The 22,811-nt window shown below is 61.2% G+C and carries 21 protein-coding genes; 19 read left to right on the top strand and 2 right to left on the bottom strand.

The genetic code is table 11. From position 1 onward, the window contains the following. Positions 1-30: 30 nt before the first annotated feature. Together ABD653_RS12925 and ABD653_RS12930 are read right to left on the bottom strand one after the other, a co-directional pair. Positions 31-1,989 (bottom strand): S9 family peptidase, encoded by a 1,959-nt coding sequence (locus ABD653_RS12925; RefSeq protein WP_160779055.1) that lies wholly within the window; start codon positions 1,987-1,989, stop codon positions 31-33. A 101-nt stretch (positions 1,990-2,090) separates the two neighbouring features. Next, positions 2,091-2,708 (bottom strand): DNA-3-methyladenine glycosylase family protein, encoded by a 618-nt coding sequence (locus tag ABD653_RS12930; protein WP_160779056.1) that lies wholly within the window; start codon positions 2,706-2,708, stop codon positions 2,091-2,093. 99 nt (positions 2,709-2,807) lie between these two features. On the opposite strand from ABD653_RS12930, the gene ABD653_RS12935 reads away from it, so the two are divergent. From ABD653_RS12935 to ftsA, 19 genes are all read left to right on the top strand, one after another. Next, positions 2,808-3,125: a 2Fe-2S iron-sulfur cluster-binding family protein gene (locus ABD653_RS12935; RefSeq protein WP_160779057.1), complete on the top strand. Its 318-nt coding sequence runs from the start codon at positions 2,808-2,810 to the stop codon at positions 3,123-3,125. Between the two features lie 42 nt (positions 3,126-3,167). Beyond that, positions 3,168-4,181: a cysteine synthase A gene (locus ABD653_RS12940; RefSeq protein ID WP_160779058.1), complete on the top strand. Its 1,014-nt coding sequence runs from the start codon at positions 3,168-3,170 to the stop codon at positions 4,179-4,181. A gap of 45 nt (positions 4,182-4,226) precedes the next feature. Continuing rightward, complete coding sequence (locus ABD653_RS12945; RefSeq protein WP_160779059.1) at positions 4,227-4,577, top strand: hypothetical protein; 351 nt, start codon at positions 4,227-4,229, stop codon at positions 4,575-4,577. Continuing rightward, a complete protein-coding gene (locus ABD653_RS12950; protein ID WP_160779060.1) occupies positions 4,564-5,310 on the top strand; it encodes a Gldg family protein in 747 nt (248 codons plus the stop codon). Before ABD653_RS12945 ends, ABD653_RS12950 begins: the two co-directional genes overlap by 14 nt. A 319-nt stretch (positions 5,311-5,629) precedes the next feature. Next, a complete protein-coding gene (locus tag ABD653_RS12955; protein WP_160779061.1) occupies positions 5,630-6,130 on the top strand; it encodes a division/cell wall cluster transcriptional repressor MraZ in 501 nt (166 codons plus the stop codon). Continuing rightward, on the top strand, positions 6,127-7,092 hold the full coding sequence (rsmH, locus tag ABD653_RS12960) for a 16S rRNA (cytosine(1402)-N(4))-methyltransferase RsmH (protein ID WP_160779062.1): 966 nt from the start codon (positions 6,127-6,129) through the stop codon (positions 7,090-7,092). The genes ABD653_RS12955 and rsmH overlap by 4 nt, the downstream gene beginning before the upstream one ends. Further along, entirely contained in the window at positions 7,089-7,643 is a 555-nt protein-coding gene (locus ABD653_RS12965; RefSeq protein WP_160779063.1) for a hypothetical protein, read from the top strand. Before rsmH ends, ABD653_RS12965 begins: the two co-directional genes overlap by 4 nt. Further along, entirely contained in the window at positions 7,640-9,361 is a 1,722-nt protein-coding gene (locus tag ABD653_RS12970) for a peptidoglycan D,D-transpeptidase FtsI family protein (protein WP_160779064.1), read from the top strand. Before ABD653_RS12965 ends, ABD653_RS12970 begins: the two co-directional genes overlap by 4 nt. Continuing rightward, positions 9,358-10,842: a UDP-N-acetylmuramoyl-L-alanyl-D-glutamate--2,6-diaminopimelate ligase gene (locus tag ABD653_RS12975; RefSeq protein WP_160779065.1), complete on the top strand. Its 1,485-nt coding sequence runs from the start codon at positions 9,358-9,360 to the stop codon at positions 10,840-10,842. Before ABD653_RS12970 ends, ABD653_RS12975 begins: the two co-directional genes overlap by 4 nt. After that, a complete protein-coding gene (locus ABD653_RS12980; protein WP_160779066.1) occupies positions 10,839-12,305 on the top strand; it encodes a UDP-N-acetylmuramoyl-tripeptide--D-alanyl-D-alanine ligase in 1,467 nt (488 codons plus the stop codon). The genes ABD653_RS12975 and ABD653_RS12980 overlap by 4 nt, the downstream gene beginning before the upstream one ends. A 21-nt stretch (positions 12,306-12,326) precedes the next feature. Then, complete coding sequence (gene mraY, locus ABD653_RS12985; protein WP_160779067.1) at positions 12,327-13,397, top strand: phospho-N-acetylmuramoyl-pentapeptide-transferase; 1,071 nt, start codon at positions 12,327-12,329, stop codon at positions 13,395-13,397. Further along, positions 13,394-14,761 carry a UDP-N-acetylmuramoyl-L-alanine--D-glutamate ligase gene (gene murD, locus ABD653_RS12990; protein WP_160779068.1) on the top strand — a complete coding sequence of 456 codons (1,368 nt, stop codon included), beginning with the start codon at positions 13,394-13,396 and terminating at the stop codon, positions 14,759-14,761. The genes mraY and murD overlap by 4 nt, the downstream gene beginning before the upstream one ends. Further along, positions 14,758-15,984, top strand: a complete 1,227-nt coding sequence (locus ABD653_RS12995) for an FtsW/RodA/SpoVE family cell cycle protein (protein WP_160779069.1) — start codon at positions 14,758-14,760, stop codon at positions 15,982-15,984. Before murD ends, ABD653_RS12995 begins: the two co-directional genes overlap by 4 nt. After that, positions 15,981-17,192: an undecaprenyldiphospho-muramoylpentapeptide beta-N-acetylglucosaminyltransferase gene (gene murG, locus ABD653_RS13000; protein WP_199801112.1), complete on the top strand. Its 1,212-nt coding sequence runs from the start codon at positions 15,981-15,983 to the stop codon at positions 17,190-17,192. The genes ABD653_RS12995 and murG overlap by 4 nt, the downstream gene beginning before the upstream one ends. After that, complete coding sequence (gene murC, locus ABD653_RS13005; protein WP_160779070.1) at positions 17,189-18,598, top strand: UDP-N-acetylmuramate--L-alanine ligase; 1,410 nt, start codon at positions 17,189-17,191, stop codon at positions 18,596-18,598. Before murG ends, murC begins: the two co-directional genes overlap by 4 nt. Next, positions 18,595-19,566 carry a UDP-N-acetylmuramate dehydrogenase gene (gene murB / locus ABD653_RS13010; protein WP_325065386.1) on the top strand — a complete coding sequence of 324 codons (972 nt, stop codon included), beginning with the start codon at positions 18,595-18,597 and terminating at the stop codon, positions 19,564-19,566. The genes murC and murB overlap by 4 nt, the downstream gene beginning before the upstream one ends. Further along, on the top strand, positions 19,563-20,522 hold the full coding sequence (locus tag ABD653_RS13015; RefSeq protein ID WP_160779071.1) for a D-alanine--D-alanine ligase: 960 nt from the start codon (positions 19,563-19,565) through the stop codon (positions 20,520-20,522). The genes murB and ABD653_RS13015 overlap by 4 nt, the downstream gene beginning before the upstream one ends. Continuing rightward, on the top strand, positions 20,506-21,414 hold the full coding sequence (locus tag ABD653_RS13020) for a cell division protein FtsQ/DivIB (protein ID WP_160779072.1): 909 nt from the start codon (positions 20,506-20,508) through the stop codon (positions 21,412-21,414). Before ABD653_RS13015 ends, ABD653_RS13020 begins: the two co-directional genes overlap by 17 nt. Next, positions 21,414-22,667 carry a cell division protein FtsA gene (gene ftsA, locus ABD653_RS13025; RefSeq protein ID WP_160779073.1) on the top strand — a complete coding sequence of 418 codons (1,254 nt, stop codon included), beginning with the start codon at positions 21,414-21,416 and terminating at the stop codon, positions 22,665-22,667. The genes ABD653_RS13020 and ftsA overlap by 1 nt, the downstream gene beginning before the upstream one ends. Positions 22,668-22,811: the final 144 nt, after the last annotated feature.

A 22,811-nucleotide genomic window follows, 5' to 3' on the forward strand; every position in this document is an offset into this window, starting at 1 on the left:
GTCGAACCATGCAGGACCGGGGCAGGTGGTTCAAGCCGTGGCTTCGGCCAAACCGTCTACGAATTGCGCGCCTGCCGGGATTTCGGCGGTTGATTCCTTCACGGTATCGCCAATCGGTTCGGCCCGGCCACCAAGATTGGTAGCGAGGAAGTTCTCCGCCACCGCGCTGAACGCGATGTTGTTGGCAGGCTTCGCAAAGCCATGCCCTTCGTCGGGATAAAGCAGGTAAGTGACCGGAATGTCTGCCTGCTTCATTGCGTCGACGATCTGGTCGCTTTCCGGCTGCTTGACGCGTGGATCATTGGCACCTTGCGCGATCAGCAACGGTTTGACGATGTCGCCTGCCTTGTAGAGCGGGCTGCGTTCCTTGATCAGCGCCAGTCCCTCTTCCGTATTCGGATTGCCCATCCGGGTGTGGAACTGCGCCACCATCGGCTCCCAGTAAGGCGGGATCGATTCGAGCAGCGTTTCGAGGTTCGATGGACCGACAATATCGACCCCGCAGGCGAAGACTTCCGGTGTGAATGTGAGGCCCGCCAGCGTCGCATAGCCGCCGTAAGAGCCGCCCATGATCGCGATCTTGTCGCGTTGCGCGATGCCTTGGTCGACCGCCCAATCCACCGCGTCGATCAGATCATCATGCATCTTGCGACCCCATTCCAGGTTGGCAGCATTGATGAAATCCTTGCCGAAACCGGTCGAGCCACGGAAATTGACGCTCAGCACCGCATAGCCGCGATTGGCGAGCCATTGGTGATGCCCGTTATAGCCGTATCCGTCGCGCGCCCACGGCCCGCCATGCACAAACAGCACCATTGGCAGCGGCGCTTCCGGTACGCCGTTACCGTCAGGATCACTGGTTGGCGGGAGCGTGAGGTAGGAGGGCAGGGTTAGCCCGTCGCGGCTGGAAATCTCGCGCGTGTGCATCGGTTGTAACGGCGCGCCTTCCAGTTCGGGCCGCGTGGTATAGAGCTTCGTCAGTGTCCCGGCATCGCGATCATAGACATAGCTAGCGCTCGGTTTGACGACAGGATCATTGCCGACGATCCATTTGCGATCATCATCAGTACGGCTGGCAATGCCGAATTCGCCTTCGAACTGGCTCTCCAGAAAGTCGAAGGCTGCCTGAATTCCATCGTCGAGCGCGTGCCATTCGCGTTTCAGGTAGGTCACGGCATAGGCAAGGACTTCGCCGCTATCCTTGTGCCGCAAGCTTCCGCCGATATCGGCGCGGTCATCCTCGGCGATCAGCGTCGTGGCACCGGTTTCCCAGTCCATCGCCAGCAACGCGGCGGTGTTCCTGCCGTCACTGTCCATCCAGTACATCGTCTTGCCGTCGCGGGTGAAACCGCCGGGACTGGTGGTCAGCGCATCGTCAATATCGGTCGATTTGAAGGGTGTTTCCTCGACCACATTGTCGACCACCTTGAAGTAATCGGTGCCGCCATCCGCATTGGGCAGGATGGCGAGACGCAGCTGGAGATCATCGTCAGCAAGGAAGCCGGCATAGGCGTTATTCTCCAGGACGAGGGACAATGCGCCTGTGTTCAGATCCAGCAGATGGACATCGTGGAACCGCGCGTCGCGATTGTTGAGGCCGACCAGGATCCTGTCCTTGTATGTGTCGGAGCCGCCCACCAGCATGACCCGGGTTTCCTCGAACGGAGTCAGGCAGGTCTCTTTCCCGCTTTCGATATCCACACCATAGAGCAGGAAGTTTTCGTCGCCGCCCTTGTCTTGGATGTACAGGATGCTCCGGCTGTCGGGGGCCCACATATATTCCCTGATCGGCCGTTCTGTGTCCGCTGTCATCGGCTTGGCCGCATCCGGATCACCGCTTGGGGCCATCCAGACATTGAGCACATCGTCGCGCGGGGCCAACCAGCTGATCCAGCGCCCGTCGGGGCTGATTTGCGCTCCGGTTTTGGTCGGATTGCCGAACAGGGCGTCACGCGGGATCAGGGGGGCGGCGTCAATCGATGCGGTCATGGAATATCCGTTTGTTGTGTGAAGCGGAAAAGTGGTGATGCGCGGGCGGAATTGCCATGCCTTGTTCGACAAATGGCGGCTCCGGCCCGTTGAAGAAGCGGTTAGATTGCTTCCATATTGTAGGAATGCCAGGCGAAGATCGCCATGGCACCGCGATGCGGGCGCCAATCCTCGGCAATTTCGCGCACCAGTTTTTCCTTGGGCATTTCGTCATGGCCCATGATGCGTCCCACCGCCTTTTGCACGGCCAGGTCGCCGGCTGGCCAGATGTCGGCCCGACCTTCTGCGAACAGCAGGTAGATCTCCGCCGACCAGCGGCCAATCCCCTTGATGCTGGTCAGGTCGGCGATGGCTTCCTCGTCATTTTCCGGCAGATTGTCGAAGTTGACCGCCCCGTTTTCGACCAGTTCGCACAGGCTGCGGGCATAGCCTTGTTTCTGGCGCGAGAGGCCGCAGGCACGCAGCGTATCAAAATCTCGACTGAGCACACATGACGGGGTAAAATCCTCGCCCAGTTCAGCCTCCAGCTTGTTCCACATGGAAGTGGCAGCGGCGACTGACACTTGCTGGCCGACGATCGTGCGCAGCAATGTCTTGTACCCGGTCGGGCGGATGCGCGGCTCGGGATAACCGGCGATCTTGAGAGCGCTTGCGATGCGTGGTTCGCGGTTGGCGAGGTCGTCCAATCCGCCCCTGATCTGGTCGCTCGTCAGTCCCACTATCTAATTGCCTCTCTTGCCTTTGAACCGCGCACCGCCTAGCAGCCCGTGCCGAAGGCCGATAGGCCGCCTGATGCATTCGCGAATACGGAGCAAGTGATGCCGAAACTGGTAGTGGTCAATCGTTCTGGCGAAGAGAGCGCCATTGATGTCGAGAACGGCCTGACCGTGATGGAAGCCATCCGCGACAACGGTTTTGACGAGTTGCTGGCCTTGTGTGGCGGCTGCTGTTCCTGCGCCACCTGCCATATCCATGTCGATCCGGCGTTCTCGGACAAGCTGCCCAAAATGAGCGAAGATGAGGATGATCTGCTGGAATCGTCCGACCACCGCGTGGAATCATCGCGCCTGTCGTGCCAGCTGCCCTTCACTGATGATCTTGACGGGCTGAAGGTTACTATCGCGCCTGAAGATTGATCTTTGTTGGCGCTGCGGGTGGGAACGCCTACCTGCGCCAGCATGAATATCACTGCGCCTTACAGCGATACGCTTGACCTGATCGGCAACACGCCGATTGTCCGGCTTGCCGGCCCCAGCGAAGCCGCTGGTTGCGACATCTACGGCAAATGCGAATACGCCAATCCTGGCGCCTCGGTGAAAGACCGGGCGGCGCTTGCGATCATCCGTGATGCAGAGCAGCGCGGCGACCTCAAACCAGGCGGAACGGTCGTCGAAGGTACTGCGGGCAATACGGGGATCGGCATTGCGCTGGTCGCCAATGCGCTGGGCTACAAGACGATCATCGTCATGCCCGACAACCAGTCGAAAGAGAAGATGGACACGCTCCGCGCGCTAGGCGCCGAGCTGGTTCTGGTCCCCCCGACCAAATTCGCCAATCCGGGCCATTTCGTACACACTTCGCGCCGGTTGGCTGAGGAAACCGAAGGGGCGGTCTGGGCCAACCAGTTTGACAATATCGCCAACCGCAAGGCCCATATCGAGGGGACTGCGCCCGAATTGTGGGAGCAGCTGGAAGGCCGGATTGACGGGTTTACCTGCGCTGCGGGTACCGGTGGAACCATTGCCGGTGTCGGCATGGGTCTGAAGGAACGCGACGAGAATTGCATGATCGCGCTGACCGATCCGCACGGTGCAGCGCTTTTCAACTACTATGCCAATGGCGAGCTGAAGGCCGAGGGTTCCTCGGTCGCCGAAGGGATCGGGCAAGGCCGGATCACTGCCAATCTCGAAGGGGCTCCGATCGACACCCAGTTCCGCATCTCGGATGAAGAGGGGCTGGAATGGGTTGCCCGTCTGCTGCGCGAAGAGGGGCTGTGCCTTGGTCTGTCGAGTGGCATCAACGTGGCCGGTGCGATTGCCCTTGGCAAGAAGCTGGTGGCCGAGGGGCGTACGGACGCTCGCGTGGCTACGATCCTGTGTGACACCGGATTTCGCTATCTCTCCAGCCTCTACAGTGCAGACTGGCTGCGGGAAAAAGGCCTGCCGGTTTTCGACTGGCTTGAGGGTACCTGACCCTGTTTGATTGACGTTCAGCCACGGCTGTCTAGAATCGCGCTCATGAACCTGATCCCCAGCAATCTGCGTCCAGCCTCCCTGCGGGGCGGGGATGCGCAAGTGGACGCCACCAAGGCTGAAGGCGTGTATCGCCTGAAGGTTGGCTTCCTTGGCTTGGGAACGATGATCTTGTTGGTCGGTGTGGCCGATATCATCATGGACCGCGCGCAACAGACCGAAGACACAGCTGTTCCGCAGGCTGCGCCAACAGTCGAGCCGGAGCCGGAACCAACCCAGAATAACGCTTTGGAAAATGCCGGGGTGGTCCCCGATCTGCCCGAGGAAGCCGAGGCGGAGCCAGTACCGGAAGGCCCTGTCTTGCCTGAACAGGGCGAGCCGATTGAAGAAGAATAGGCAGATTGCCGCTGCGCTGCTCGCCTTGCTGGCGAGTGCGTGTTCCGGCGATCGGGGTGGCACACTCACTCAAGAGCAGAGCCTCGGCCTGTTCACCTCGTTACCGATCTATTGGCAGCCCGGCGGGGCGCTGGACGAGCTGTCAGCGCAGGCCGATGGGTCCCACTGGGCGAATACCGCATTGTCACAAAGCTTCGTGATCGCGCCGATGGACGCGCTGACCGCAGAGGAGCTTGCAGCCCTCGATATCTTGGTCATGGCCCAGCCACGCGCGCTTTCCGGCCCCGAGAATGTCGCGCTGGATCAATGGGTCAGGCAGGGCGGGCGCGCGCTTGTCTTCGCCGATCCGATGCTTGTCGGTCATTCAGATTTCCCGATCGGGGACCGGAGGCGACCGCAAGATACAGTGCTGCTCAGTCCTATTCTCGCTCGCTGGGGGCTGGAGCTGATGTTTGATCCGGAAGCTCCCGCACAAATTGAACGGATTGCATTTGACGGCATTGGTTTCGATGCGATCCGGCCTGGCAGCTTCAGGATCATCGATCCCGCCGGCGGCGCTCAATCTGCGTGTGAGCTCTCGCCAGACGCGATGGCAGCATGGTGCGTCGTTGGCAGCGGGCGGGTGCTGTTAGTGGCGGATGCGACCTTGCTGGAAGACCGCGAGGGCGGAGACGCGTCGCTGGCAGTGCTCGAATCGCTCTTGGGGATTGTGCGGGACGGGCGCGAGAATTGACCGGGATCATGCGGAGCGAGACACAGGGAATCGAGGGATTTCACGCGTTTCCGAGAGCTTTGGGGAATCGGTCCGAGCGGTAGTCAACACTTTTGCTTCGAAAATATTGCATGTAAAACAATTGTTTACCACGTAATCCCTTAAAAATACGAGATTTCCCCTTTAATCCCGCAAGCGCCCGAGTTATTACCGCTTTCCATCGGACATGTTGTCTCGTCGCGTGCTCCCCGTTCTGGGGGCGCGCCGTCAGCGATTGCGCGGGCGGCTGCGGGGAAGGTGTGTCCACGAATGTGGCGCTCAAATCGGGGACGAGCGGGGAGTGGAACAGGCTTTTGCAGGATATAGTGGTCAAGCCTATTCGCCGGCGGGCGATAAGGGCCGCTTTGTCTTGCCGCCACTCTTTCGCAAGGCTGTCAAAGACAGTTCGGGCGGATCGCGAACCCTTTGCCTAGCCAAGCATGATCGGTGGAACTGCCTGACCGGCTTTGGCCTTTCTCGCCGCTTCGAACTGGAAACCCAGCTCGATCGTGAAGAGGAAATGGCGTTCAAGCTCGGTCGCGAATTCGATCGCGAAACTCGCTCTTCACAGCTCAACGGCTTCGTCGAAATCCCGTTTGATGACAGTGGCCGTTTCGTCATGCCGGACTATCTGCGCGGCCTCGGCGAGATTGCTGATGGGCTCTATTTCCAGGGAGGCGGTCGTTTCTTCACCTTGTGGAACCCGCAGGAATTGATGCGGATGGGTGATGATTGGGCAGCGGCCAAGGCTGCTTGTCAGGCACTTGTTTCGGAAGCCCAGGCCAAGGGGAAGAAGAAATGATCCCCGAAAACGCCCCCCACATCCCTGTTCTGCTCGACGAAGTGGTCGATGCCCTCGATCCCGCTCCCGGCGACGTCATCGTTGACGCGACCTTTGGCGCGGGCGGCTATACGCGTGCTCTTCTGGCACGCGGCGCCACCGTGCATGCGTTCGACCGTGACCCCGATGCTATCGCGGCTGGCCATACATGGCCAGAAACGCGCGAAGAACCACCGCGCCTCATCCTCCATCCGCGCCGATTTTCGGAGATGGTGGATGCCATGGCCGAGGTCGGCATTGCCAGCGTCGATGGCGTCACGATGGATATTGGCGTTTCCTCGATGCAGCTCGATCAGGCCGAGCGCGGCTTTGCTTTCTCTGCCGACGGGCCGCTGGACATGCGGATGAGCCAGGATGGCCCTAGCGCTGCCGATTTCCTCAATTCTGCCGAAGCGGACCAGATCGCCGACGTGCTCTACCAATATGGCGAAGAGCGGCAGTCGCGCCGTGTCGCGCGTGCGATCGTCGCGGCGCGTCCTTTGGAGACCACAGGCGATCTCGCCCGCGTGGTGCGCAAGGCGCTGGGCTATCGGCCGCACTCCAACAAAGGAACGGCTCCGAAAGACCCGGCGACCCGCAGTTTCCAGGCTGTTCGCATTCATGTGAACGCGGAACTCGACGAATTGACCGGGGGTCTGCGGGCTGCAGAAGAACTGCTCAAGAATGGAGGGCGGCTTGCTGTCGTCAGTTTCCATTCTCTCGAAGATCGAATCGTGAAGCGCTTTCTCCAGGGCGCTTCAGGAAAGGCCGGCGGCACCTCCCGCCATCTTCCCCAGAGCAAGGGGTCGCCGGCCATCTTTTCCGCGATTTCGAAGGCCATTCGCCCTTCCGAGGTCGAGATCGAGCGCAATCCCCGCGCGCGGTCCTCCACCCTGCGGCACGCGATGCGTACCGAGGCTCCGGCACGAAAGGAAGCGGCATGATGGTCGGCGGCAGCCGCTTGCGCCAGATTGGCTGGGCGATGGCTCTGGGTGTCGTATTCGCCCTGTTCATCGCGCTCACTTTCCGGGTCAATGCGGTGAAGAGCGAGGTTGTGCGGGCCGAACGCCAGATCGTTTCGCTCAAGCGTGAAACCATGCGGCTGGAAACTGAATTCCAGACCCGCGCCAACCAGCAGCAGCTTGCCAACTGGAATGCAGTCGATTTCGGCTATGTCGCGCCGCGCGCCGACCAATATCTTGAAAACGAACGCCAGTTGGCCCGTTTGGGCGAGCCGACCGCTCCTGGTGCGCCGGCACCGATCCGGGTCGCACGCTCGCCTTCCAGCGGCGATTTCCCCGCTCTTGTGTCCCCGCTGACGGGCAAGCCGGTAGAAGCGACACCAGTGGCCGTCACCGATGAGGCCAATGAAGCTACGGCGACTGATAACGCACCCGAAGAGCCGCAGATATCTCTGGCCGAGAGGCTGGGCATGACGGTCGACCTGGCACCTGCAGCACCGGATTTCACCCCTGCAGCGCAGGTGGCCGAATGACCTCGCTGACGGTCAGTACCGCCATTTCAAGCGGGCGCGTACGGCTCGTTTCGGATCGACAGGAAGCGCTTCTTACTGCCCGTTTGCGAGTGTTGCTGGTGGCGATGATCTTCGCGCTTGTGGCGCTGACTGCCATGTTGCGGATCGCATTCTTGGGCATTGGAGGTGGCACCTCGGGGCCAACTTCACTGGAAGAGGCGTTGCTGCCACCCCGCGGTGTTATCAGTGATCGCAACGGCATTGCCTTGGCGCGCAATTACCCCGCCCGCGCTCTGTGGTTTAATCCCGATGCGCTGGGCGAAGGCGGCCCTCCCTTGGTCAAGAGTCCGGCCGCTGTGACAGCTGATCTCAAGGGCATTTTCCCCGACCTCGACGAAGCGCGGGTCTTGCAGATGCTGAAGACCGGCAAGGCCGGATACTTGCGCCGCCGCGTATTGCCAGAAGACGCAAACCGCGTGTTCGAACTGGGTGAGATCGGGCTCGAACTGCCACAGGAAACCGACCGTCATTATCCGCAAGGGACGATGGCGGCCCATGTGCTTGGCTATGTTGCCGCCGATGGTGACGGGCGTGTGGGAATGGAGCAGGTCCTTGACCAGCGCCTGTCCGACCCGTCCCTGCGCGGAGAACCCGTCCAGCTCAGCATCGACATGCGCGTGCAAGGTGCACTGGAAGACGAATTGCGCCGCGGCATGCTGTCGGTAAACGCCATGGGCGCTGCTGGCATTGTTCTTGATGTTGATACCGGCGAAGTCATGGCCTTGGCCTCGCTGCCCGAATTCGATCCCAACAAGATAGATGAGCGTGGCGAGAAGCTGATGTTCAACCGGGTGACCAACCAGGTCTACGAACTCGGTTCCACCTTCAAGCCGCTTACGGTTGCAGCTGCGATCGATGCCGGCGAAGTGCGCGATTTTGCAAAGCGCTACGATGCCACTCCGGTCGAGATCTCCGGCCATACGATCAAGGACAGTCACTTCCTCGGCAACAGTCTGAACATCCCGGAAATGCTGATCCATTCCTCGAACACAGTGACCGCGAGGGTAACAGACCAGCTCGGCGAGAAGCGTTTGCGCCAGACCTTGACCGACCTTGGTATGCACGAGCGGCCCTATGTCGAATTGCCCGCTAGAGGGCATCCGATCTGGCAAAGCAGCCGTTGGGGTCGGCTCAAATCTATGACCGTCGGCTTCGGTCACGGCATCGCAGTGACACCGCTGCATTTGGCAAGCGGCTATGCTGCGATGGTCAATGGTGGCATCTGGCGCCCGGCCACGCTCAACAAAGTAGAGCCCGGCATGGCCCCCAAGGGCCGCCGCGTTTTCAAGGCTTCGACATCCAGCCGGATGCGCCAGCTGCTCCGAATGATTTCGCTCTACGGCACTGGCCGGAACGCTGATGCACCCGGTTACCGTGTCGGCGGCAAGACCGGTTCTGCCGAAAAGCCGGGCAGCGGCGGCTATCGCCGGACCAGCCTGGTATCCACCTTTGCCGCAGTGTTCCCGATGGACCGGCCGCGCTATGTCGTCATCGCCATGCTGGACGAACCTAAAGGGACGACGGCCAGCTCGTTCCAGCGCACAGCGGCGTGGAATGCAGCCCCCATTGTCGGGCGTCTGATCCCGCGCATCGGGCCCGTGCTGGGCGTGCGTCCGGATATGACCCGGGATGTCGATATCTCCGACCTTCGCCGCCTCGTGCCGGGGGGATCGCATTGACCCTCGCAACGCTTGCCCAGGATGCGGGGATCGCACTTGCTGGCCCTGCCGACATCTCTGTTACCGGCTTTGCTATCGACAACCGCAAGGTCGCGCCCGGCACGGTTTTCGGCGCCTTCCAGGGCATCACGGTGAACGGAGAAGATTTCATCCCGCAGGCCGTCGCAGCAGGCGCTGTCGCCGTTGTGGCGCGGCCCGAAGCCAAGGTAGACGGGGCGCTCCACATTGCCAGCGCGATGCCGCGTCGGACCTTCGCATTGCTGGCCGCGCAGTATTTCAAGCCCGTGCCTGACACCATCGTTGCGGTGACGGGCACCAACGGCAAGACATCAACCGTCGAGATGACCCGCCAGTTATGGCGCATGTCGGGCGAGCGGGCCGCGAGTATCGGCACATTGGGTGTTACCACGCCGGACGAGAGCGTTTCGACCGGCCTGACTACACCCGATATTGTCACGTTTCTCTCCAACATGAGTGGACTGGCGCGCGAAGGCGTAACCCACGTCGCGTATGAAGCGAGCAGCCATGGCCTGTCGCAATATCGCAACGAAGGCCTGCGCGTTGCGGCGGCGGCCTTCACCAATTTCAGTCGCGACCATCTCGATTACCATGCGAGCATGGACGAGTATTTCGATGCCAAAATGCGCCTGTTTGACGAAGTCGTCGATGCGGGCGGAACAGCTGTGGTCTGGACGGGTACTGGCGAGTGGACCGCCCGGGCCATCGAACGGGCGAGGAACCGAGAACTGCGCCTGTTCACGGTGGGCGAGCAGGGGGAAGATATCCGCTTGCTCGCTCGCTCACCAACCCAGTTGGGGCAGGATCTCGAACTCGAACATGGCGGGACTGTGCGCAAGCTGCGCCTGCCACTGATTGGCGAATACCAGGTTGCCAATGCGCTGACCGCGGCCGGGCTGGTGCTGGCCACCGGCGGTGATGCGGGCCAGGTCTGGGATGGCGTGGCACGCCTGCAGCCCGTGCGCGGGCGACTGGAGCGAGCCGTGATTACGCAGGCCGGTGCGCCGGTCTATGTCGACTATGCCCACACGCCAGACGCTCTTGAAGCGGCGATCACGGCCCTGCGACCCCATGTCGGCGGCCGTCTGATTACTGTTTTCGGCGCCGGTGGTGACCGCGACCAGGGCAAGCGTGGCCCGATGGGGCAGGTCGCAGCCCAAGCGTCAGATATCGCGATCATTACCGATGACAATCCACGCGGCGAAGATCCTGCCGCCATTCGCAACGCGGTGATGGCGGGAGTGCCGACAGGGACAAGCGCAAATGTGCGCGAGATTGGCGGACGCCGCGAAGCTATCGCTGCGGCCATTCAGGAAGCCAATGCCGAAGACATCGTGTTGATCGCCGGAAAAGGCCACGAACAAGGCCAGATAATCGGGTCGGGAGAAACCATGAAGATATTGCCGTTCGATGATGTGACGGTTGCGCGCGAATGCGCTGCTGGGCAGGGAGCCGCCGCATGAGTGCCCCCAGTTTCGCCCACAGAGCCATTCTGTCCTGGCCCCGGATCGCGCGCGATGCTTTGCCACTCGCGCTGTGGTCTACGCATGATATTGCCATGGCAACTGGCGGCATTGCCAGTGGCGAGTTCGTGTGTGCTGGCGTGGAAATGGATAGCCGCGATGTCCGTCCCGGTGACCTTTTTGTCGCCTTGAAGGGCGAAGCAATGGATGGCCATCGTTTCGTCGATAAAGCCTTTGCCAGCGGCGCTTCTGCGGCGTTGGTAGACCGCCCTGTCGATGGCCCGCACGTGCTGGTTGCGGACACTTCAGCAGCACTGCATGCCCTCGCGCATGCGGCGCGAGATAGAGCGGATGCCGTCCGCATCGGGGTGACCGGATCGGTCGGAAAGACCGGCGTGAAGGAAGCGATCTTCGCCGCGCTCGACAAGTCCAGCCGCGGGCAAGCCCATCGCTCGGTCCGCAGCTACAACAACCATGTGGGCGTGCCGCTGAGCCTTGCCCGGATGCCCGCGCGCAGTGCTTATGGCGTCTTTGAAATGGGGATGAACCACGCGGGTGAGATCGACGAGCTGACACAGCATGTCCGGCCCCAAGTGGCCGTGATCACCACGATCGCGCCGGCGCATATTGAAAACCTGGGTTCAATCGAAGCGATTGCAGATGCCAAGGCCGAAATATTCTCGGGCCTTGAGGAAGGCGGCACTGCCGTCATTCCCGCCGACATTCCGGAATTCGCCCAACTGCGTGCGGTTGCCGAGCGTCTGGGAGCGAAGATCCTCTCCTTTGGTCGTTCCGAATACGCGAATGTTCGGCTGATTGATGCTATTCCTGCTGCCAATGGCGGATCGCTGGTGACTGCACAGATCGAAGATCACCGCTTGTGCTACACCGTGGCCGAACCGGGAGAACATTGGATCTCCAACTCGCTATGTGTGCTGGGCGCTGTCAAAGCTGCTGGCGGCGATTTGGGCGCAGCAGGGCTGGCACTGGCCGAACTAGGCGGTTTGAAAGGGCGCGGTGCGCGTCACCAGATCAATGTCACGGGCGGCAAGGCCTTGCTGATCGATGAAAGCTACAATGCCAACCCCGCCTCGATGCGGGCAACACTCAACCAACTTGGCCATACGCCATCGACCCGCCGGATCGCAGTGTTGGGCAGTATGAAAGAGCTGGGCGACTTTGCGCCTTCTTTCCACGAACAATTGTCCGAGCCACTGGCCGAAGCGCAAGTCGACCATGCGGTTCTGGTCGGCGACGAGATGCGCGCGCTTGCACGGCACTTGGGGAAAGGCGGAGCGGGGACGCTTGGCAAGGGGTTTTCCTTCGCGCATTGCGAAGGACCAGCCGAGGCGATTGCGGCGCTGCAGGAATTTGGACTGACGGCAGGCGACGCGATCCTTGTGAAGGGATCGAATTCGGTCGGACTCGGCAAGCTGGTAGATCACTTTACCAGCCGGGTTTGATTGGGGAGCCGGGAAGGCCACATGCTCTATTTGATCGCTGAATGGCTGGGTTTCGAAGGCGTCTTCAACCTCATCCGATATCAAACGTTCCGGGCCGGGGCGACGCTGATGACTGCGCTCATCATCGGATTGATCATCGGTCCGCGCTTTATCGACATGCTGCGGGTGCGGCAGGGCAAGGGCCAGCCGATCCGCGAGGATGGCCCGCAAACCCATCTGGCCAAACGCGGTACGCCGACAATGGGCGGCTTGATGATCCTCGTCTCGCTGGTCCTTTCGCTAATGCTCTGGATGGATCTGAAAAACCCGTTCGTCTGGGCCTGCATCGCGGTGACTGTCGGCTTCGGCATCATCGGCTTCCTCGACGATTACGACAAAGTCACCAAGAACAGCCACAAAGGCGTTTCGGGCAAGGTCCGGCTGTTGCTGGAATTCGTGGTGGCCGGGATCGCGAGCTACATCATCGTCAGCCAGATCAACACGTGGCTTTATGTGCCCTTCGTGTCGGACCGGGCTATCCCTCTAGGGCCCTTCTATTATGTCTTTGCAGCGGTTGTGATCGTGGGCGCGGGCAATGCGGTGAACCTGACCGACGGACTCGATGGCCTCGCAATCATGCCGGTAATTATCGCGGCCGGAACTTTCGCGATCATTGCTTACCTCGCCGGTCGGGCTGATTTCTCCGAATATCTCGGCATTCCGCACGTACCTGGTGCCGGTGAATTGGCGATATTCTGCGCCGCGATAATGGGGGCGGGGCTGGCCTTCTTATGGTTTAACGCGCCCCCGGCAGCCGTTTTTATGGGTGACACCGGAAGCCTTGCCCTTGGCGGCGCACTGGGTGCCATTGCCGTAGCTAGCCATCACGAAATCGTGCTGGCGATTGTCGGCGGCCTGTTCGCCTTCGAGGCACTTTCGGTCATCATTCAGGTGTTCTGGTTTAAACGGACCGGCAAGCGCGTGTTCCGTATGGCACCGATCCACCATCATTTCGAACAGCTCGGATGGAGCGAGAGCAAGGTCGTGATCCGGTTCTGGATCGTTTCGATCGTGCTTGCCCTGATGGGCCTCGCCACGCTGAAGCTACGATGATCACGAGCGCGGCCTTTGCCGGCAAACGCTATGCCGTTCTCGGCCTGGCGCGGTCGGGGCTGGCATCGGTCAACGCTTTGCTCGCCAGTGGCGCACAGGTCATGGCGTGGGACCGTCAGGAAGAACCGCGCGAGGCGCTGCCTGCAGCTGCCACTATTGGCGATCCCTTGGTCGAAGACCTGACCGGCTTTGACGGTATTGTCGTATCGCCCGGAGTTCCGCTGAACACGCATCCCATCCTGCCGCGCGCGGAAGAGTTTGGCGTGCCGCTGATTGGTGACATTGAATTGTTTGCGCAGGCGAGGGGCGACCTGCCGCCGCACAAGGTGATCGGTATTACGGGCACCAATGGCAAGTCGACCACCACCGCGCTGGTGGCCCACTTGCTGGAGGAAGCGGGTTTTCCAGCCAGAATGGGCGGCAATATCGGCACCCCTATTCTGGGCGAAGATCCGCTTCCAGAAGGTGGGGTCTATGTCCTCGAATTATCGAGCTACCAGATCGACCTGACGTTCTCGCTCGCTTGCGAAGCGGCAGCCTTGCTCAACATTACCCCCGATCATCTCGACCGGTATGACGGATTCGAGGCGTATGCGTTCTCCAAGGGGCGCCTCTTCACAATGCAAGGCAGCGGCCAGTTTGCCTGTTTTGGTTGCGAAGATGCGCCGACGCGCGCCGTTTGTGAGGCAGCGGCTTCGCGTCGCGCAGAAGGGCGCGCTGTCTGTCTCGATCCTGCTTCCTTTGCCGCCGGGCAGAGCGATTGGCCTGCCTTGCAGGGGCCGCACAACCTCCAGAATATCGCTGCTGCTGTTGCCTTGGTCGAAGAAATCGGCGTCAGCCGCGCCCAATGGGAGCCGGCTATGGCGACCTATGCCGGTTTGCCGCATCGGATGGAAATTGTGTGCGAGCATGAGGGCGTCCTGTTCGTGAATGACAGCAAAGCGACCAATGCGGCGTCGGCTGCGCCGGCTCTGGCAGCCTGGCCCGCTGCGCCGCATCCGCGAATTCACTGGATTGTGGGTGGCTTGGCCAAGGAAGACGGATTGGGCGAGTGTGAAGCAGAACTGCCGAATGTGAAACACGCCTATACGATTGGCGAGGCGGGGCCGCGTTTCGCCGACCTGCTCGATGGCCGTGTGCCGTTCGAGCGTTCCGAGCTTATCTGCGAGGCGGTAAAACAGGCCGTCAACAACGCGGAGCCTGGCGAAGTCGTTCTTCTGTCTCCAGCCTGCGCCAGCTTCGACCAGTTCCGCGACTTCGAAAAGCGCGGCGAGCACTTCCGGCAATTGGTCGGCGCGTTGGCCGGTTGCGAGATCGACGAGATTTGCGAGCCTACCCTGGCCGGTGGAGGATTGACCGGATGAGTTCTTCTCCCCCCTATGTACCCGGCGTTGGCGAACGCTTAGCGAGCGCCGAGAAGCGACGCGGCAACAAGGCGTCCGAATTCCGCATCTGGTGGCGTGAAGTCGATCGGGTCTTGCTGGTCCTGATTCTGGCCCTGATGGCAATCGGCACAGCGGCAGTGGCCGCAGCGTCGCCGTCCACCGCGCGGCGTCTTTCAACTAGCGAAACTACCTTGCCGGATCTCTACTTCTATTGGGCGCATCTGCGCTGGCAGTTTGTAGGGATTGCGGTGATGCTGGGGGCATCGTTCCTCAGCCGCGACAATGCGAGGCGGATCGGCATCATGCTGGCCGCAGGGATGTTGGGCGCCTTGGTGCTGGTCCCGCTGATTGGATATGAAGTGAACGGGGCAAAGCGGTGGATCCGGTTCGGCCTTGGTTTCCAGCCTTCCGAATTCCTCAAACCCGGCTTTGCCATTGCGTTGGCCTGGATATTGTCGTGGCGGTTGAAAGACCCGCATATCCCGGTGCTGGCGATCGTGACCGGCCTGATGGGGATCGTGGCGATCCTGCTGATGGTCCAGCCTAATTTGGGGGCGACGATCCTCTTCTCGGGCGTCTGGTTCGTGCTGGTGATGCTGTCGGGCGTATCGGCGAAGAAGATTGGCGGGATCATCGCGCTGGGCATTGGCGGAGTAACCGCTGCCTACTTCCTCTATGACAATGCCCGCTACCGGATCGACGCGTTCCTGGGCGGCGGCACTGCGTTCGACCAGGTCGACCTTGCGCAGCGCACATTGCTTGCCGGTGGCTGGGGTGGCACCGGGTTCTGGCTCGGTCTGAAGAAGATGAACCTGCCCGAGGCGCATACCGACTATATCTTCTCCGTCATCGGTGAAGAATTCGGCCTGATCGTCTGCGCCATAATCGTGCTGCTGTACCTTGCCATCATTGTCCGCGTGCTGGTGCGCCTGGCTGATGAGGAGAACCTGTTCGCGCTTCTCGCATCGGCGGGCCTTGCGACACAGATTGGCGGCCAGGCTTTCATCAACATCCTGGTGAACCTGCAATTGTTCCCGTCCAAAGGGATGACCTTGCCATTGGTGAGCTATGGCGGCTCTTCGACGATTGCCGTATGCTTGGCCGTCGGATTGCTGTTGGCCCTGACCCGCCGTAATCCCTTCCTGACGCGCGAAACGCCGGGGCTGCGTGCGCTGCTGAATGACAAGGAGAAGGACGCATGACCGGCGATGCCATCGGTAAGGCTGGGCGTCACTATGTGCTCGCTGCGGGCGGGACAGGCGGGCACTTGCTGCCTGCATTCGCGCTTGCGACGGAGCTGGAACGGCGCGGGCATCATGTCGCCCTGATCACGGACGAGCGCGGCGCGAAGATTCCGGGAAAGCCCGATTTCCTTCCTGCCCATGTTTTGCCGGCCGGGCGCTTTGGCAAGAACCCGTTGCGCTGGTTCGGCGGTTTGAAAGCCGTCTGGCAGGGGCGCGACATGGCCAAGCGCCTGTTCGAAACCTTCCAGCCGAGCGCTGTTGTCGGCTTCGGCGGCTATCCTGCCTTGCCGACCATGCTGGCGGCCACAAGCGATGACATTCCCACTGTTGTTCACGAACAAAATGCCGTGCTGGGCCGGGTCAACCGGTTCCTGGCTGGCCGCGTGAATGCAGTGGCAACCGCTTATCCCGAGATTGAGCGGCTGAAAGACAAACATCGTGACAAGGTCCACCTGGTGGGCAATCCGGTCAGGTCAGGGGTTCTTGGTTTGCGCGAAGAACCGTTTCCGGCATTCAGCGATGATGGCATTCTAAAGGTACTGGTCACCGGCGGGAGCCAGGGCGCCAATGTGCTGTCCGAAATCGTGCCTGATGGCTTGGCCATGTTGCCGCCCGCGCTGCGCCAGCGCTTGCAGGTCACCCAGCAATGCCGGCCCGAAGATCTGGACAAAGTGCGGGAGCGGTACCGTAACCATGACATCCCGGCCGAGCTCGGGACCTATTTCGAAGATATGGCAGCCCGACTGGCGGATACGCACCTGTTTATCGGTCGCGCAGGCGCGTCGACTATTGCCGAACTAACTGCAGTGGGACGCCCGGCCATTCTTGTTCCGCTTCCGATCGCGACTGACGATCACCAGGCCGCTAACACCCGCGAAATTGTCAAGGCGGGCGGGGCGCGGATGATCCGGCAGGAAAAATTCCAGCCCAAGGAACTGGCGAAGCAGATCCAGGCCCTGAGCCAACGTCCGGACACGCTGGCCACAGCGGCACATGCCGCGTGGAATTGCGGCCGCCCCAAAGCAGTCGAGGATCTTGCTGATCTGGTCGAAAGCTTCGGCGGAGCAGATATGATGGATGTGATCAAGGTTGGCGCCTCTGCGCCGCGGGCTGCATCCCAGACGGTGGCGTCCGCTCCGGGTGCAGCCAGGGAGCCTTCGGAATGAGGGGTGTTCCTACCGATATCGGCACTGTCCACTTCGTTGGCATTGGCGGGATAGGCATGTCTGGCATTGCCGAGGTGATGCGCAATCTGGGCTATAGCGTGCAAGGCTCCGACTTGGCCGAAGGGCCCAGTGTGGAGCGGCTGCGCGCGCGTGGCATCACCGTGATGATCGGTCATGTCCCAGAGAATGTCGAAAATGCCGCCGTTGTTGTGACATCGACGGCTGTAAAGCGGACTAACCCGGAGGTCGCAGCAGCGCTGGAAAACCGCATCCCGGTGGTGCGGCGGGCGGAAATGCTGGCCGAATTGATGCGGCTGAAAAGCACCGTTGCAGTGGCTGGAACGCATGGCAAGACGACAACCACCAGCATGATCGCCGCCTTGCTCGACAAGGGCGATATCGACCCGACCGTGATCAATGGCGGTATTATCGAGCAGTACGGTTCGAATGCACGCTTGGGCGACAGCGATTGGATGGTGGTCGAGGCAGACGAGAGCGATGGCAGCTTTTTGCGGCTCGATGGTACAATCGCAGTCGTCACAAATATCGATCCAGAACACCTCGATCACTATGGTGATTTCGATGGTGTGAAGCGCGCATTTGTTGAGTTCATTCATAACGTGCCATTCTATGGCGCTGCCATATTGTGCATCGACCATCCCGAAGTGCAGGCGGTCATCGGTCAGGTGCGCGACCGCCGGGTGATGACCTATGGTTTCTCCCTTCAGGCTGACATTTGCGGCGTGAACATCCGCCCCGATGCCGGCGGCAATACGTTCGATGTCATTGTCCGCCAGCGCGGCGAGGAGGATCGCCGGATCGAGGGTGTACAATTGCCCATGCCCGGGCGGCACAACGTCCAGAATGCATTGGCGGCGATTGCCGTCGCGATTGAGATGGGCTGCCCCGACAGCGTCATTCGCGAAGGCTTCGGCCAGTTTGGCGGGGTTCGCAGGCGCTTCACCAAGGTGGGCGACGTGGCTGGTGCCACAATCATTGATGATTATGCCCACCATCCGGTCGAAATCCGCGCCGTACTGGGTGCTGCGCGCGAGAGTGCGAAAGGGCGCGTCATCGCGGTCGCCCAGCCGCACCGCTACACGCGGCTTCGGGACCTGATGGACGAATTCCAGACCTGTTTTAACGAAGCCGACATGGTCTATGTAACGCCCGTCTACGAAGCGGGCGAAGACCCGATCGAAGGGGCCGATGCAGAGGCTCTGGTCCATGGTCTCAAGTCGCGCGGACACCGTCATGCTGCGACAATTGCGGACCGGGATGATCTGGCCAAGACGCTCGCCGCTGAAATTGCCGATGGTGATATGATCGTATGCCTGGGGGCAGGCGACATCACCAAATGGGCTGCCGATCTCGCGGATGCGATCGGCAAGGAGCGCGCGGCGTGAGCGGGCTGCAACCCGATGATTGGGCCATGAACGATACTGGCCGGGCGCCCACCGCCGAAGTCGAGGGTGCGGTCGCCGCGCCCGTGCCGATCGAGGGCATTCGCGGCAAGCTGACACGCGATGCGCCACTGGCGAAGCTAGTATGGTTCAAGAGTGGGGGCCATGCCGATTGGCTCTTCGAGCCTGCGGACCTCGATGACTTGCGTGATTTTCTGGCGCGCCTTGATGGGCAGCTGCCGGTGATGGCGCTGGGTCTGGGCTCTAACATGATTATCCGCGATGGCGGTGTGCCGGGCGTGGTGATCAAGCTTGGCAAGGCCTTTGCCAAGGTTGAAGTCAGAGACGACCATGTCATCGCATGCGGCGCTGGTGCCCACGGTATCCTGGTCTCCTCGACCGCGCGCGACGCTGGTGTGGCGGGCCTTGAATTCCTGCGCGGCATTCCCGGCACGGTAGGCGGCTTTGTCCGCATGAATGGCGGGGCCTATGGCAAGGAAACTGCCGATATCCTGATCGATTGTGATGTCGTGATGCCCGATGGGGCCTTCCTGACCCTGCCGGTGACTGACCTGCGATATTCCTATCGCCATTCGGCCTTGCCGGACGGGGCGACAGTTGTAGCGGCCCGGTTCCAGGGCGCATCTGGTGATCCTGCCGCAATTGGTGCCGAAATGGACCGCATCGCTCAGGCGCGCGAGCAATCCCAGCCGATCCGTACCAAGACCGGCGGCTCGACCTTCAAGAATCCTGAGGGCCACAAAGCGTGGCAGCTCGTCGATGCGGCCGGGTGTCGTGGCCTTAAGATGGGCGGCGCACAGGTGAGCGAGAAACACACCAATTTCATGATCAACACCGGTGACGCGACCAGCGCCGATATCGAAGGGCTGGGCGAAGAGGTGAAACACCGCGTTTATGCGCATTTCGGTGTCGAGCTGGAATGGGAAATCCAACGGGTGGGCCGGCCATGAGCCTTGACCGGAAACTTCACATCGCCGTCTTGATGGGCGGTTGGGCCAATGAACGGGAAGTCTCGTTGATGTCCGGTAATGGCGTGGCGGACGCGCTGGAGGCGCGGGGCCATCGCGTGACCCGGATCGATATGGACCGGCAAGTTGCGGCGCGTATCGCCGGTGCCGCACCCGATGTCGTGTTCAATGCCCTGCATGGTGTCCCGGGCGAGGATGGCACGGTGCAAGGCATGCTCGATCTGATGGGTATACCCTATACGCATTCGGGCCTCGCCACTTCGGTGATCGCGATCGACAAGGAGCTGACCAAACAGGCGCTGGTGCCGCACGGCATCCCGATGCCCGGTGGCCGGATCGTGAAGAGTGAAGAGCTCTACCGGAGCGATCCGCTGGCACGCCCCTATGTGCTCAAGCCGGTCAATGAAGGATCCTCCGTCGGCGTCGCCATTGTCACCGACGAAAGCAATTATGGCAATCCGATCCGGCCCGATACCGAGGGGCCATGGCGCGAATTTGACCAGTTGCTGGCCGAGCCATTCATTCGCGGGCGCGAACTGACGACGGCGGTGGTTGGTGGAAAGGCTCTGGCTGTTACCGAGCTCAAACCGAAGAGCGGTTTTTACGATTTCGATGCCAAATATACTGACGGGATGACCGACCATATTTGTCCGGCTGAAATCCCCGAGCCGATTGAGGCGCTGTGCAAACAATATGCGCTGGAGGCGCATCGCTTGCTCGGGTGCAAAGGCACCAGCCGCACGGACTACCGGTGGGATGACGAACAAGGCGAAGCAGGCCTGTTCGTGCTCGAAACCAATACGCAGCCCGGCATGACGCCGCTCAGCCTCGTGCCGGAGCAGGCGAAATATGCAGGGATGAGTTACGAAGATCTCGTCGAGGCCATCGTCGCCGATGCGCTCGACACATTCGGAGGGAAGCATGGCGACCAGGGTTAAGCGCAAGGGGCAGGGCGTTCGCCGCGCAACCGCCGCCAAGAGCCGGGCAGCCAAGGCACGCCAGGCGCAGAAGACCGGCAGAGGCGTTCTCGACGGAGCGATGGCCCTGCTGCCGTTCACCGATGAACAATTGCATCGCATCTTCCTGGCCGTGATCCTGGGTGGTGCCGTGGCGCTGGCATGGTTTGTCGCCAGTCTTGCCGGCGTGCCTGCTATGGCGCGGGCAGAATTGGCGGTTCTTGCTTCCGATGCCGGTTTCGAAGTGCGCAAGGTGCGCGTGACCGGCGTCGAACGGATGAACGAATTGAAGGTCTACGAGGCGGCCCTAGGCCAGCGCGATACGCCGATGCCACTGGTCGATCTCGGTTCCCTGCGCGAGGAATTAGTGGCGATGCCGTGGGTGCAGGATGCCCGCGTGTCCCGGCAATTGCCCGATAGCTTGGTGATCGACGTGGTCGAAAGGACGCCGCACGCCGTGCTGGCCAAGCCCGACCGGCTTGTGCTGATCGATCCCGACGGGGTCGAGCTGGAGCCTATCGCCGCCCCGAATGCCAAGGGGATGCTGAGGCTGTCTGGCCCGGGCGCGGCGAAACAGGTCGCTGGCTTGAGAGAATTGCTCGATGCGGCACCGGCGCTCAAGCCGCAGGTTGTTGCGGCTGAATGGGTTGGCAACCGCCGCTGGAACCTGACTTTCACGACGGACCAGGTCCTGGCCTTGCCGCAGGGTAACCAGGAATCGACCACTGCCCTGATCAATTTTGCCCGGATGGACGGCCAGAACCGGCTGCTTGGCGGCAAGGTCGCGACATTCGATATGCGGGCGCCGGAACGCATCTATATGCGGATTCCGGGCCGGTCGCAGCAGGTCCTCAACAGCGGGAGTGCACAATAATGGGCCTTCCCCGTATCGCGAAGATTTTCGGTGCTGTGAATATCGGATCCTTCCGGATTTCGGCGATGATCATGGGCCAGTCGGAAACCGGTGAAATGGTCGTGCTGGGCTCGGGCCACCGTCAGGCGCAGGGCGTGCGGCGCGGCTATGTGACCGATATGAAGGCAGCGACCTATGCTATCCGCAATGCGATTGAACGGGCCGAAGAGAACGCCGGAACGCGCGTTTCGAGCGTCTGGGTCGGCTGCGCCGGGGCAGGGCTGACCAGCCGCGTCGCCCAGGTTGAGATACCAGTCGGTGGTCGCCGGATCGAAGAAGAAGATATTGAGCATTTGCTGATCGCTGCGCGGGAAAATATCGAACCCGATGGCCGCATGGTCCTCCATGCACAACCCGCACAATATACGCTTGATGGCGCGCATGGCGCTGCCAACCCCAAAGGGCTGCATGCGGAGCGTCTTGGCGTCGATGTTCATGTAATGCTGGCCGACGGTGCCCCGATCCGCAATCTGAAGGATGCGGTTGAAAGCGCGCATTTGGCGGTCGAAGCGGTCGTCGCTGCGCCGATTGCGGCAGGCTATGCTTGTCTGAGCCCCGAAGAGCGGGAATTGGGAACCGCCCTGATCGAAGTCGGCGGCGAGGTCACGAATGTCAGCGTGTTCAAGCATGGCATGCTGCGGGGCCTGACTTCCATTCCGCTCGGTTCGACTGACATCACAGACGCGATTGCCAGCGCTTTCGGTATTCGCCGGTTCCAGGCCGAACGGCTCAAGTGCCTGGCCGGATCAGCCATCGCCAGCCCGACCGACCATCGTGAAATGGTGCCGGTCAATGCACCTGCGGACGGCGTCAGCGAAGATCACAAGGTCAACCGCGCCGAGCTGGTGTCGGTCATTACCGAGCAGCTTTCCAAACTGACCGACGAGATTGGCAAAGCTCTGAAAGAATTGGACTTTGCGAATGCCCGTGGCCAGGTGGTCTTGACCGGAGGCGGGTCGCAACTGGCGGGCATTGCAGATTTCACTCAGGGCGCACTGGGGCGTCCGGTCCGGGTCGGGAAGCCGCCGGACCTGCGTGGTATGCCCGATTCCATGCGCAATCCCGGCTTCGCCTCATTGGCCGGACTGTGCCTTTATGCGGCCGACGATCCGGTCGATATTCGTTCGATCAGCAATCGCTATCAGGAAACGACCAGCTATTCCGGCCTCGGTTTGGTCAGCCGCATCGTGCGTGCGGCGAAGGAGTATTTCTAATCGTTGGCAGGCAGCCATACCCGCTGCGGGGCAGTGGGCCTGTGTACAGATACGTGCAAACCCCTGTGGATAAGGCGTGGACATGTGATTCAAGCATGATTCGCTTTGTGTCACAGTGCTGAAACCTGAATTTCCCGGCCGATC

The sequence above is a fragment of the Parerythrobacter jejuensis genome (assembly GCF_039536765.1).
Lineage (GTDB): Bacteria > Pseudomonadota > Alphaproteobacteria > Sphingomonadales > Sphingomonadaceae > Parerythrobacter > Parerythrobacter jejuensis.